Consider the following 12708-nt stretch of genomic DNA (forward strand, 5'->3'; position numbering starts at 1 on the left):
GGCCGCGGTCAAAAGATCACCCACCGGTACGCTGACGACAACGCAGCCGGCAGGCAAGAGCATCAAGGGAAAAAGCCAGGCAGAGGAGAGGCGCACACCATCGACACCATCAGAACGTACTCGGATGGTGCCGCCACAATGTGCAAGAAATTTGCAGGCCTCAGGCGTCGGTCACCTGCCACTCGTAGCGGTAGCCCACGCCGTACACCGAATGGATCAGCTCGCGATGCGGCGCCACGGTCATGAGCTTGTGCCGTATCTTGCGGATGTGGCTGTCGACCGTGCGCTCGGTGACCACGCGCGAATCCGGGTACATGCTGTCGATCAGTTGCTGCCGGCTGAACAGCCGCCCGGGGCGCGAAGCGAGCAGCTTGAGCAGGTTGTATTCAATGGCCGTCAGGCGTGCGGACAAGCCGTCGATGGTGACCGAATGAAATGAATCGTCCAGTTGCAGCCCCTGCTGCGCTTCAGGTGATTGCGCCTGGTTTGCACGGCGCAACACCGTGCGCACGCGCGCCACCACTTCGCGCGGACTGAACGGCTTGCACACATAGTCATCCGCGCCGAGTCCCAACCCGAGCAATCGATCGAGTTCATCGGCGCGGGCGCTCAGCATGATGATCGGAATGTTCGAATGACGACGCACCTGCTTGCATACTTCCAGTCCGGGCAGACCTGGCAGATTGAGGTCGAGCAGCATGATCTGCGCGTTGTGCTCTCCCAGCCAGGCTACGGCCGCGTCGCCACGGTCGACACACACCGGCTCGAACCCGTCTGCGGCAAGGTAGTCGTGCAACAGGCACGCAATCTTGGATTCGTCTTCGACGATCAGCACACGTTGAGTCACGACGGATCTCCCTGCAGACTCGCGCGCAGTTCCCAGCGCAGTCCTCCCAGCTCGCTGCTCGAAGCGACGAGCGACATGTCGTGCGCTTCGGCGATCACGCGCACGATCGACAGCCCGATGCCGCTGCCCGCATGCACGCGCCCCTCCATGCGCGTCGGCTGGAAGAATCGCTCGCCCAGACGCGGCAGATCGACGTCGCGCACGCCCGGCGCTGAGTCTTCCCATACGACATGGACGCACTGTCCGACCCGCGTCACCGCGATGTGCAACGCGCCGGGGCCGACGGTGTAGCGGAGCGTGTTCTGCATGAGGTTGGACAAGAGCTGCCGCAGACGTTCTGGATCGCCCCACACCGGCGCCGACTCGAGCGTCAATTGCAGCGAGATGCCCTGCGTCGATAGCGCTTCGCCGAAACGAGCGACGTGTTCATCGATCAATGCGGCAAGGTCGACTTCGCGCGGACTGCAGCGCAGCGCCCCGGCATCGGCCTGCGACAGCAAATGCAAGTCGTCCACCAGCAAGGCAAGCCGATACACCTCTTCGCGCAACGATTGCATGCTGCGCACGTCGGCGCGGCGCACGCCCTGCTCCACCGCCTCGATCTCGCCACGCAGCACCGTCAACGGCGTGCGCAATTCGTGCGCGATATCCATGAACCACGCCTGTCGCGCCTGACGGCTGGCATCGAGCGCCACGGCCAGGCGATTGACATCCTGCGCGAGCTGGCCAAGCTCATCGCCGCGCGTCACCGCCACGCGCACCTCGCACTGTCCGCGAGCCAGCGCATGCAATGCACGCGCGACTTCGCCGATGGGACGCCCCAGCCAGCGCCCCATCAGGATCGCCGCGATCACCGAGATGCACACCATCACCGAGGCCGTCAGCGCAAAGCTGCTGCGCTGCTGATGGGCGAATGCGCTGTCGACGACCTCGGTGAAACCGGGTGCCGGCGCCATGCCGAGGTAACCCACGGCGGCGTCGCCAACGGTCACGGGCAACGTGGCTTCGATGTCGCGAGTGCCAGTCGGACCGACCAGCATACGGCGCTGCGCATCGAGCAAGGTGATGCCCGGCGGCGGAGGCAGATCGAACGACGGTTCATGCGGGCCATGCAGCGAGCCGGGCCGCGCGTCCTCCGACGACTGACGTGCCAGGCGACCCAGCAACCGCGGGTCGGCCACGAAGCCTTCCCACGTACCGTGGCGGGCGTAGTAGTCGGCCAGCGCGCGCGCCAGCGGTCTCAGGCGCGTGAGCGACTGCTGCTGCAGGTATGACGAGAAGCCGCGATTGAAGCTCCAGACATTGAGCCCGTACACCACGGCGGCAAGGATCAGGAACAGTGCGGAGAAGGCCAGCAAGAGTCTCGTGCGGAGTCGCGTGGGCTGCATGTTGAAACGTGTTGGCTGCGCGGCCCGCGCTGAGCAAAGCGCATGCACGGTGAGCTTGTGGCAATGCGAGGCATGCTGCCACGCGACCTTGCAAGCATTTGCGCGGACTTTGTGTGGAAATGTTCAAGCGCGCGCGCAAGGCACTGTTTTGCATGGAATGCCGGAATAGCGAGGGAATACTCCCCCTGTTCCGCGCTTTGCACGATTGGCGACGACAACTCGCGCGGCATGAACCGGCGCGCGTGCCGGGCGCGAAGCCTACCCGCCGGGCGGATCGATCAGCGCCAGCGCCTGCAGGATCTCTTGCGCATCATCGGGGCGCACCACGCGGGCAAGCTCGCGCCCCTGGCGCATGAATATCAATGTCGGCCACAACTTGACGGCGAACGAGCGCCCCAGCCGGCGTCCCTTGCCGTCCTCGACCTTGATGTGGGTGACATGGTCGCGGCCATCCATTGCCATGTCGATGGCCGGCTGTGCGCCGCGACAGAAGCCGCACCAGTTGGTGCCGAACTCGATGACGACGGGGCCGTTCAGGGCGTCGACGTCTTCGCGGCTCAGGTCGACGTTGGCGTAAGGTGCGCTGCTCATGCGTGCCTCCTTGTGATGACATTCCATCATGGCACACAGCAAGGAGTACGCCTGGCTTACGAGAAGCGCGCCGTCGTCGTGCCGCGCCAGCGCAGCAAGCGCTTTTCCGCCACGATGGCCGACACGTTGAGCACATAGCCCACGACGCCGACCACGATCACGCCGAGAATGACCTGGTCCATCCAGAAGTGTTCGCGCCCATCGACCATCAGGTTGCCGATGCCGCGCCCCGAGGTCAGCAGGTATTCCGCGCCGAGCGTGGCCACCCACGAGTACATCAGCGCAAGCTGCACCCCCGTGAGGATCGACGGCAAGGCCGACGGCAACACCACGCGGCGGATCAGTTGCCAGCGCGAGAATTCGAACACGCGGGCGACTTCGAACAGTTCGCGCGGCACGCTACGGATGCCCTCGAACGTATTGAGCACCATCGGAAAGAACGCCGCCAGCGACAGGAACGCCACCTTGGCCGGATCGCCGAGCCCGAACCACAATGAGATCAGCGGAATCCACGCCAGCAACGACACCTGCTTCACGGTGTGAAAACTCGGTCCGAAGAGTTTTTCCGCCAGCCGCGAAAAGCCCAGCAGAGCGCCTGCGCCCAACCCGAGCGTCGCCCCGATCACGAATCCGATGAGGTCGCGCCGCAGGCTCGCCGACAACGAGTCCAGCAGATAGCCGTTGCCGATGAGCCGCAGCGCGGTGTTCCACACCTGCTCGGGCGAAGCGAGGAATTCCGTCTTCGCCACACCCAGCCGGAACGCGGCGGACCACACGACGAGTACGGCCAGCGGCAAGGCCGCACCGCGTGCGATACGCCGCCAGCGGCCCACCTCGGCCGGCTTGCGTTGCAGGATGGCGCCCGCTGCGAGCGTTCTGGTATTCATGGCTCGTCCTCCAATCAGAAACTCGCACGGCGCCAGCGCAGCAGCCGCAGTTCGATCAACGCCAGCCCCTTGTCGAGCGCGAATCCGACCGCGCCGACCACCACGACGGCCGCCATCACCACGTCGAGCTGGAAGAGCTGCCGGCCATACACCAGCATGAAGCCCAGTCCCTCGCTGGACGCCAGCAGTTCCACCGCCACCAGCGCGAGCCACGCCTTGGTCATGCCAAAGCGGATGCCCGTCCAGATCTGCGGGAACGCTGCGGGAAACACCACCCGGCGCAGCAGTTGCCCGCGCGTGAGCTGATACACGCGCGCCACTTCGATGAAGCGCGTCGGCACCGAGCGGATGCCCTGGTAGGTGCTGATCGCCACCGGCACGAGCACGGCCTTGGTGATGAGGATGATTTTCAGCGCCTCGCCGATGCCGACCAGCATCATCAGCAAGGGCAGCCAGCCCAATGACGGCACCTGCGCGAAGGTGTTGAAGCTCGGGTAGAGGTAGTCCTTAAGCGTGGGCGACAGACCCATCGCAACGCCCAGCACAAGCCCAATGCCAACACCGATGGCAAAGCCGTACACCACGCGCAGCAGACTGATTTGCAGATTGGCGGCAATGTCCCCCGTCTGCCACAGGTCGTTGAACGTGTCCGCCACCACGCCCGGCGCGGGCAATATCTGTTCGGCCACCCAGCCGTTGTGCGCCGCCAGCCACCACACGGCAAACACCAGCAACGGAAACGGCCAGGCCAGCGCAAGATCGCGCAGCGCGCCGGCGGTCGCAAGAAGGCGCGCACGCCATGCCGCGCCCAGTGTAAGTGGCGGTGTCGAATCGAGCGCTTCGGCCGCCTGCGCGATCAGCACGGTTCCCATATCCACCCCGCTCTCATCGCGCCGCCACCGCTGCCACGGGCTTGCCGTTGGCATCGGTGGGCGTCCAGTAGTTTTCGAGGTTCAGTTCCTTGAGCGCGGCGCGCAGGAACTTCGGCTCAAACCATTTTTCGACGTCGAATTTGCTGCGCGTAAGGCGAAAGCGATAGGAATCCTCCACCGCTTCCTTGTAGCGCTGGATGATGAACGGGTCGATCAGCGGACTCAGCCGCACTCGCGTCGGCTGGCCGATGAAGTCCTCCTGGTAGACCTCGGCCGGATACCCCATCAGCGACCACGCGCCGAATACCTCGCCACGGTTCTTCTCATCCGAGGCCCAGCGCGCGGATCGCAATACGACCTTGACCACGCGCGTGGTGGTTTCCGGATAGCGTTCGGCGAACTCTTCGGTCACCAGCAGCCCGGAGCGGCGAGTGAAGCGCGGATCGCTCACGCTGCTGTAGACAATGCGGGCCACGCCCTTGTCGCGCAGGCGCAGGTACTCGAAGCCGCCGAGCACCGCGTCGATGTCCTTGCTCGCCAGCGCAGCCTGCGCCGTGGCGTTGTCGAGGTTCACCACCTTCAGGTCACGCTCGGTGAGCCCGTTGGCTTCGAGCAGGCGGTTGGCGGGCAACTGCGCGTTGGTGCCTTTGAAGATGGCGACGCGCTTGCCGCGAAGATCTTTCACCGATTTGATCGGCGAATCCGGCGGCACCGCAAGGTACAGGTTCTGCCGGCTGTCCGTCGGCAACAGGAAGCGCGTCTTAAGGCCGCCGCTGCGACCGATGATCGAAGGCAGGTCGCCCTGGAAGACAAAATCGAACTGCTTGTTGGCAAGCCCTTCGTTGACCGCCGGCCCGGCGCCCTTGTGGAAGAACCACTCCACCTTCACACCGTCCTTGGCGAACTCTTCCTCGAACAATCCGCGCTGCCGCGAGAGCCCGATGGTGCCGGTTGTGTAGACCGGCGGATTGCCGACCGAGGGCGACGCGATGCCGATGCGAATGACAGGTGGCGGTGTCTCGGCCTGCGCCAGTGGCGATGCCGCCAGCGCGATGGCCGTCACGACAATGCCGCCGAAGATACGACGACGTACGCCGTCGAAGCGTCGAATGATGCGATTCATGTGTTCTTCCTTATTGTGCCGCGGCAGTCATGTCGCTGCCGCGCTCTCTGTCTGCGTAGAACCGGCCGATCAATTGCGGCTGGCGGTCTTGCCCGGCGCGGCGCGCGTGTTGGCAAGAATCGGCTTGCCGTCGGCATCCAGCGGCGTCCAGTAGTCTTCGAGATGCAGGCTCTTGAGCGCGGCATCCAGAAAGCTGCGATCGAACCAGCCATCGACTTCGACGTCCTTGCGGATCAGCCCGAATTGGCGCGCGTCTTTCACCACGTCCTTGTAGCGACCGACCAAAAACGGATCGAGCAAGGGGCTGGAGCGCAGCTTGATGTTGTCACCGTAGTCTTCGGCCAGCAGTTCCTTGGTGTAGACGCCGGGAATCGCCCACAGCTTGAGGACTTCGTCGCGGTTCGCCGGGTCCGACGCCCACTGGGCCGCGCGCACCAGCACCTTGGTCACGCGTCGCGTGGTGTCCGGATACTTCGCCGCGAACTCATCGCGCACCAGGATGTGCCCCTGCCGCGTGAAGACCGGCGAATCGCCGTTGCTGGTGTAGATGATCTTGAGCTTGCCTTGGTCACGCAGCTTGAGCAGCTGGATGTCGCCGAACAGCGCGTCGATATCGCCATTGAGCAAGGCGGCCTGCCCGCTGGCGGTGTCGAGGTTGATCACCTTGAGATTGCGTTCGTTCAGTTTGTATTTGGCAAGCAGGCGATTGATGGGCGTCTGCGAATTGGTGCCCTTGAAGAACGACACCTTCTTGCCCTTGAGTTCCTCGACAGAACGGATCCTGGAATCCGGCGGTACGGCAAGGTAGATGTTGTTGCGGATGTTGTTGGCGATGATCAGTCGTGTCTTGAGTCCCGCCGCGCGTCCGATCACCGCCGGGAGATCGCCCTGCGACGCAAAGTCGAGCTGGTTGTTGGCAAGCGCCTCATTGACCGCCGGGCCGGCCCCTTTGAAAAAGACAAATTCGAATTTGACGTTGTCATTCTTGAACTCTTCTTCGAGCCAGCCCTTCGTATAGGCGATCCCTGCACTGCCCAAGGTGTAGGCCGGCGGATTGCCGACCTTGGGGCTGGCAAAGCCGAAGTTGATGACCTGGGGCGGCGTCTCGGCCTTGGCCGTTGTCGCCAGCCACGGCGCTGCAATCAGCAATACAGGTGCAATCCAGCGAACGATGGCACGGGCGCCCTGTCGGTTCTGATCTCTCATGTTGTGGTCCCATCCGAACGAATCCGAGTATTCACTCGTATGCGTCGTTCAAGGCAGAAAGCATGCCAAAGCGGGCCATCTGCTGCGCATTCACCAGAGTGTTGCCGGCCACGCCAAAGATTGCTGATTGCGCAGCACGCCCCCACGCGAAAACGCAGATTCCCGTGTCGAGGCGTCAAGCGACAGACACGCCACGGCACGTCGAAAACAACACGACACCTGTGCGGAACACAGCAGACGCCCCGTCGATTGCTGGCTGCGCAACAAAGATCATCACCACCCTGCCCTCACGCATATGGCAGAACCCATGAACGCAGTCTCTGGCACGGCATCTGCAATGCATTGCGCTCGAACGGCACATGCGCACCGCGCCGACCGCCCTGACACGGAGAAACATAATGAGTGATCGCAAACTGCGCCTCGGCGCATTCATCATGGCCACCGGCCACCACATCGCCGCATGGCGCCACCCCGGTTCGCAGATCGACTCGGGCGTGAACATCGACCACTACATCGACGTTGCACGCACCGCCGAGCGCGGCCTGTTCGACCAGGTCTTCGTGGCCGACAGTCCGGGCCTGCGCAACCACGGCGACACCGAAGCCCTGTCGCGACAGGGCCGCGTGTCTTACTTCGAGCCGGTCACGCTGTGGTCCGCGCTCTCTGCCGTCACCAAACACGTCGGCTTTGTCGCCACGGCGTCGACCACGTACGAAGACCCGTACCTCCTGGCGCGCAAGTTCGCCTCGCTCGATCACATTTCAAAAGGGCGTGCGGCGTGGAACGTCGTGACGACCAGCGCCGACAACGTCTATGGCAACTTCGGGCTCGACCGCCACCCCTCCCCCGAAGAGCGCTACGAGCGCGCACACGAGTTCGTCGACGTGGTGAAAGGACTGTGGGACAGCTACGAGGACGACGCCTTCATCCGCGACGCGGACAGTGGTGTGTACTTCGACCCATCGAAGCTCCACGCGCTCAACCACGTCGGCAAGCATTTCAGGGTGAGCGGGCCGCTCAACATCGAGCGCCCGCCGCAGGGCCACCCTGTGATCGTGCAGGCCGGTTCGTCCGAGCCGGGGCGCGAGCTTGCCGCCGCAACGGCGGAAGCGATCTTCACCGCGTGGACGAGCCTTGCCGAAGCGCAGTCGTTCTACCGCGACATCAAATCGCGCATGCGCAAGTACGGTCGTCGCCCCGAAGAGTTGCTGGTGCTGCCGGGTATCTCACCCGTCGTGGGCCGCACCGAAGAAGAAGCCCAGGCAAAGTGGGCGGCGCTGCAACGCCTGATTCACCCTTCCGTGGGGCTGTCGACCATCGCCCCATTCTGGCCGGGCGAAGACCTGAGCAAGTGGAACCTCGATGAGCCGCCCCCTTACTATCCAGCATTGGAGGTCGGCCGCAACAGCCGGCAGAACGTGGTGCTCACGCTCGCGCAGCGCGAACGCTTTACCGTGCGCCAACTCTACGAATACCTCGCCGGCGCGCGCGGACATTGGGTCGTGGTGGGCACGCCGCAACAGATCGCCGACCAGATGCAGTCGTGGTTCGAGAACGAAGCTGCCGACGGCTTCAATGTCATGCCGCCGGTGCTGCCGGAATCGCTCAACGACTTCGTCGACCTTGTGATACCAGAACTTCAGCGGCGAGGCCTGTTCCGCACGGCCTACGAGGGCACCACCTTGCGCGAAAACCTCGGGCTCGCGCGCCCGGCGAATCGCTTTACGCTCGAACGTCGCGCTGCTCAAGCAGCGGCACAGGCCGAAACCGCCACAGCCTGAGCGCACAAACGAATCCGGGGGGACATGCCCCCCGGTTTTCGTTACGGCCGCGTCCGGATGCGTTCAGACGCTGACCTGTACCGCAGAAAAACTGATCGGCGCCGACTGCCGCGCACGCAGCGAATCATGATGCTGGCTGCGCAGGCGCTCCAGTAACAAGCCGATGGCGTCGTCCACGCGATGCGCGATGATCGGGTCCAACGCCAGGGCGCCGGTGGCCGCGTCCTGCACGATCTGCGAATCGAGCGCACTGACGGGCGATATCACTTCGCGCGCGCCCAACGCGGCCAGCACCGGTCTGATCGTGAAGTCCAGCGCCAGCACATGCAGCGGACTGCCTGCCGACGACACCGGCAGCACCAGCTTTCCTTCCAGCGCCTTCTGCGGCAGCAGATCGAGAAAGGCCTTGAGCAGCCCGCTGTAGGCCGCCTTGTAGATGGGGCTGGACAGCACCACCGCGCGGGCCGACTCCACCTCGGTGACGGCGGCGGCGATATCGATGTCGTCGACGCGCGCACCGAGCAGTGCGTCGGCCGGCAGATCGCGCAACGCGATCCATCGGGTCAGTTCCCCCTGTGCGGCGATGCGCTCGCGCACACTGGACAGCAACAACGCGCTGCGCGACCGCGCGGACGGACTACCTGAAATGAATACGATGCTCATGTCGATGACGATCCCAAGAAAGATGCGATGACTCTAGAAGGCGAACGTCGCCCTTGAGAACCAAGATTTCGTCAGTTGCATATGCGACGGTCGAATAAGTCACGCCACGATGTGCGGCCTTGAACAGCGCCACCTCGTCGCTGCTGCATTCTCCGCAGTCCGCGTCGTCGTCCGACTCTGATCGCGAGGCTCGCGGAGCGAAGCGCCACGGGGCTTTGCGGCACATGTCACAAGAATGGCACGGGCTTTGCCATGCAGTCGGCAGGGGTACGCGGCGCACGCTGCACGCGCACCCTTCTACAACATGAACCGGAGCCCCACATGAACGATCGCCTGTCGCGCCTACAGTTATCCCCCTCGGTCGCCGTGAAGAACACGCTCGACTATCCCGTCATCGACACCGACGTGCATGTCAACGACTACACGCCGGATCTGGAGGACTACGTCTCTCATCACGGCGGCGTGCACCTGGTCGACGCGTTGCGCAAGGCAAGCGAAGACCGCATCGCGCGCGGCGGCATCGGCAATGGCAAGAACTGGTACGAACAGACGCCCGAAGAGCGACAGTATTACCGCTCCATCCGCTCGCCGTGGTGGGCGCGCGTTACCAAGAACACGCTCGACGTGGCCACCTACCACCTGCCGGAATTGTTCGCCGAGCGGCAGGCCGAGCAGGGTTCGGACTACTCGGTGCTGTTCCCCAACAATGTACTGGCACCGCTCGGTGTGCGCGACAAGGATTCGCGCACGGCGCTGTCGCGCGCCATCAATCACTACCACGCCGATCTGTGGCGCAAGTACAGCGCGAACCTCACTCCGGTGGCCGGCATTCCGCTGCATACGCCGGAAGAAGGCATCGCCGAGCTCGATTTCGCCATCAACACGCTGGGACTCAAGGCCATCAACATCGCCGGCAGCGTGAGCCGGCCGATCCGCGCGCTGGCGGACCGTTTTCCCATCGACAAGCACCCGGAACTGCGCAAGTACATTTCGTACCAGGACTTCCTCGGGCTCGACAGCGAATATGACTACGATCCGTTCTGGGCCAGGGTGGTCGAACTCGGCGTGCCAATCCTCACGCACTACGGCAGCCAGGGCTGGACGGGGCGGAGTTCAATTTCCAACTACATGAACAACCACATCGGCCACTTTGCCGATGGCACCGAAGCGTTTGCCAAGGCGCTGTTCTTCGGCGGCGTGACGCGCCGCTTCCCCAAGCTGCGCGCGGGCTTTCTCGAAGGCGGCGCGGACTGGGGCGCACGCGTCTACATTCACCTCGTCGATCGCTGGAACAAACGCAGCCGCAAGGGTCTGGAAAACTACGATCCGCTGGCGACCGATCGCGAGCAGCTCGCCGCACTCTTCCGCCAATATGGCGCCGACCTGGTGAAGGATCGCAGCGTCGCGGGCGAAGACCTCATCCGCGACACGCTCGGCGCGCACTACACGCGCGATGCGCGACGCCCGCGCGACGAAGAGCTGGAAGACTTCGCCGCCGCCGGGATCGAAAAAGTGGAAGACATCAAGTCGCGCTGGGTGGACAACTTCTTCTTCGGTTCCGAATCGGACGACCGCACGCTCGCTCACGCCTTCAACGACAAGGCTAGTCCGCTGGGCACCAAGATCAATGCGATCTACTCGTCCGATGTCGGCCATTGGGACGTGCCCGACCTGACCGAAGCACTGGCCGAAGCGCACGCGCTGGTGGACGACGGCCTCATCACCGAAGCCGATTTCAAGGCCTACATGTTCGAGAATCCGTACCGCTTGTACACCGAAGCCAACGCGGATTTCTTCAAGGGCACGGTCATCGAGCAGAAGCTCGCCGGCAAGGCTGCCGTGTAGGCGGAAAGGTCTCCCTCGTGTCGTGCTGCGCCCGGCCGCGTGCCGGGCGTTTTTTTGAACTGCGCGGTCGGCAAGACAGGCGCGGCGCGTTGGCTAGGCCCGAAAAACCACCCGCGCCCGCAGACCGGTGACTTCGTCCGGATTGGCTTCGAGCGTGACGGCGGCACCAAGCGTGCGGGCGATCTCGCGCACGATGGCAAGGCCCAGCCCGGTGCCTTCGGCGTCATTCGACAGCCGCACGAAACGCTCGAAGACACGTTCGCGCGATTCGGCCGGGATACCGGGGCCGTTGTCATCCACGCACAGTTCCGCCTGTTTCTCCGTGCCGCGCACGCTGACCGTCACGCGACCGCCTTCGGGCGTGTAGCGCAAGGCGTTGTCGAGCAGGTTGGCGATAAGCGCGTCGAGCAATGCCGGCTGCGCCCGCACGCGGATGATGGAGTCGACCGATGGCAGGTTCATGCCGAGGTCGATGCGCCGCAGTTCGGCCTGCGCGGCCAGGTGCTCGACGCAACGGAGCGCACATTGCGCGAGGTCGACCGGCTCCAGGCGCGCCGGCGCATTGCTGGAGTGCTCTGCCTGGGCGAGCATCAACAGCTTGTTGGTCACGTCGACGAGTTGGCGATTGCTGTTCTGCAGTGCGCGCAGTGCGGCGTCCATGTCGTCGACACGCTCATGCTGCCGTGCCATGCGCGCGAATTCGAGCTGCGACGCCTGCAATGCCAGCGGCGTGCGCAACTGGTGCGCCGCGTCGGCAATGAAACGCCGCTGCCCCTGCCCGTAGGCGCGCAGCTTACGCGCGAAGCTGTTCACCGTGTCGGCCACCGGGCGCAGCTCGGTATGCAGGCGGCGTGTGTCGATGTTGAAGTCCTCCAACCGCGAGGGGTCCTGCGCGGCGATCTGTTCGTTCAGCCACGCCAGCGGCCGCAGTTCGCGCGTCAGTGCAAAGACCGTCAACACAACGGCCAGCAGGAGAGCGATGACGAGGTACGTGACCGTCGGCAGCCAGAGCGAATCGACCATGCGATCGTGGCTGCGCGTGGTCTTGCCGACAAAGATGTTGATGTCGCGCTCCTGCCCGCCGTCGTACATCGGCCGTCGTGTCATGACCGCGCGGATGGGCTGGCCGCGGAACACCGTGTCGTACCACTGCGCACGATCCGCCCCCGCCAGCTTGAGTTGCGGCGGCGGAGGGAATTCGGGCGAGCCAACCAGCACCATGCCGCTACCATCGGTCACGCTCAGGAACACCTGGTCGCGCTCGGGCGATACGAACAGGCTGAGCGCCGAAGGCGGCACACTGGCGCGCACGTTGTCGTCCTCCCAGATCAGACGGTCGGACAGCACCTTGGCGGAAGCCAGCAGGTCGCGGTCCTGCACGTAGTCGGCCACGGCCACGGCGTGCTGCCAGCTGAGGTAACCGCACACCAGCACGAAGGCCGACAGCGGCAGGAGCAGCCATGCGGCAAGGCGCACGCGCAGGCTGGTGATCGAGCCCGGCACGA

General features: G+C 64.3%; 11 protein-coding genes. 2 read left to right on the plus strand and 9 right to left on the minus strand.

Features of this window, described 5'->3' with window-relative positions; translation table 11 throughout:
- Window positions 1-160: 160 nt before the first annotated feature.
- The 7 genes from ACDA63_RS13225 to ACDA63_RS13255 all read right to left on the minus strand — a co-directional run bounded on the left by ACDA63_RS13225 (window position 161) and on the right by ACDA63_RS13255 (window position 6914).
- Entirely contained in the window at window positions 161-847 is a 687-nt protein-coding gene (locus tag ACDA63_RS13225) for a response regulator (protein WP_373663727.1), read from the minus strand.
- Complete coding sequence (locus ACDA63_RS13230) at window positions 844-2235, minus strand: ATP-binding protein (protein WP_373663728.1); 1392 nt, start codon at window positions 2233-2235, stop codon at window positions 844-846. The genes ACDA63_RS13225 and ACDA63_RS13230 overlap by 4 nt, the downstream gene beginning before the upstream one ends.
- Window positions 2236-2493: 258 nt before the next feature.
- On the minus strand, window positions 2494-2826 hold the full coding sequence (locus ACDA63_RS13235) for a thioredoxin family protein (RefSeq protein ID WP_373663729.1): 333 nt from the start codon (window positions 2824-2826) through the stop codon (window positions 2494-2496).
- Window positions 2827-2882: 56 nt separating this feature from the next.
- The gene (locus ACDA63_RS13240) at window positions 2883-3713 is read right to left on the minus strand and encodes an ABC transporter permease (protein WP_373663730.1); all 831 of its coding nucleotides are present in this window, start codon (window positions 3711-3713) and stop codon (window positions 2883-2885) included.
- Between the two features lie 14 nt (window positions 3714-3727).
- Window positions 3728-4585 (minus strand): ABC transporter permease, encoded by an 858-nt coding sequence (locus tag ACDA63_RS13245; RefSeq protein ID WP_373663785.1) that lies wholly within the window; start codon window positions 4583-4585, stop codon window positions 3728-3730.
- A gap of 13 nt (window positions 4586-4598) precedes the next feature.
- Window positions 4599-5708 (minus strand): ABC transporter substrate-binding protein, encoded by a 1110-nt coding sequence (locus ACDA63_RS13250; RefSeq protein WP_373663731.1) that lies wholly within the window; start codon window positions 5706-5708, stop codon window positions 4599-4601.
- Window positions 5709-5777: 69 nt separating this feature from the next.
- Window positions 5778-6914, minus strand: coding sequence for an ABC transporter substrate-binding protein (locus tag ACDA63_RS13255; RefSeq protein ID WP_373663732.1), 1137 nt, complete (start codon window positions 6912-6914; stop codon window positions 5778-5780).
- A gap of 398 nt (window positions 6915-7312) precedes the next feature.
- Between ACDA63_RS13255 and ACDA63_RS13260 the strand changes: the two genes are divergently transcribed.
- Window positions 7313-8695, plus strand: a complete 1383-nt coding sequence (locus ACDA63_RS13260) for an LLM class flavin-dependent oxidoreductase (RefSeq protein ID WP_373663733.1) — start codon at window positions 7313-7315, stop codon at window positions 8693-8695.
- 63 nt (window positions 8696-8758) lie between these two features.
- Here the strand turns inward: ACDA63_RS13260 and ssuE are convergent, their stop codons facing one another.
- A complete protein-coding gene (gene ssuE / locus ACDA63_RS13265) occupies window positions 8759-9358 on the minus strand; it encodes an NADPH-dependent FMN reductase (RefSeq protein WP_373663734.1) in 600 nt (199 codons plus the stop codon).
- Between the two features lie 321 nt (window positions 9359-9679).
- On the opposite strand from ssuE, the gene ACDA63_RS13270 reads away from it, so the two are divergent.
- Window positions 9680-11203, plus strand: coding sequence for an amidohydrolase family protein (locus tag ACDA63_RS13270; RefSeq protein ID WP_373663735.1), 1524 nt, complete (start codon window positions 9680-9682; stop codon window positions 11201-11203).
- 93 nt (window positions 11204-11296) lie between these two features.
- Here the strand turns inward: ACDA63_RS13270 and ACDA63_RS13275 are convergent, their stop codons facing one another.
- Complete coding sequence (locus tag ACDA63_RS13275) at window positions 11297-12706, minus strand: sensor histidine kinase (RefSeq protein WP_373663736.1); 1410 nt, start codon at window positions 12704-12706, stop codon at window positions 11297-11299.
- Between the last annotated feature and the right edge of the window lie 2 nt (window positions 12707-12708).

Source organism: Uliginosibacterium sp. sgz301328, from assembly GCF_041807905.1.
In the GTDB taxonomy this organism is placed as follows: domain Bacteria; phylum Pseudomonadota; class Gammaproteobacteria; order Burkholderiales; family Rhodocyclaceae; genus JBGVSA01.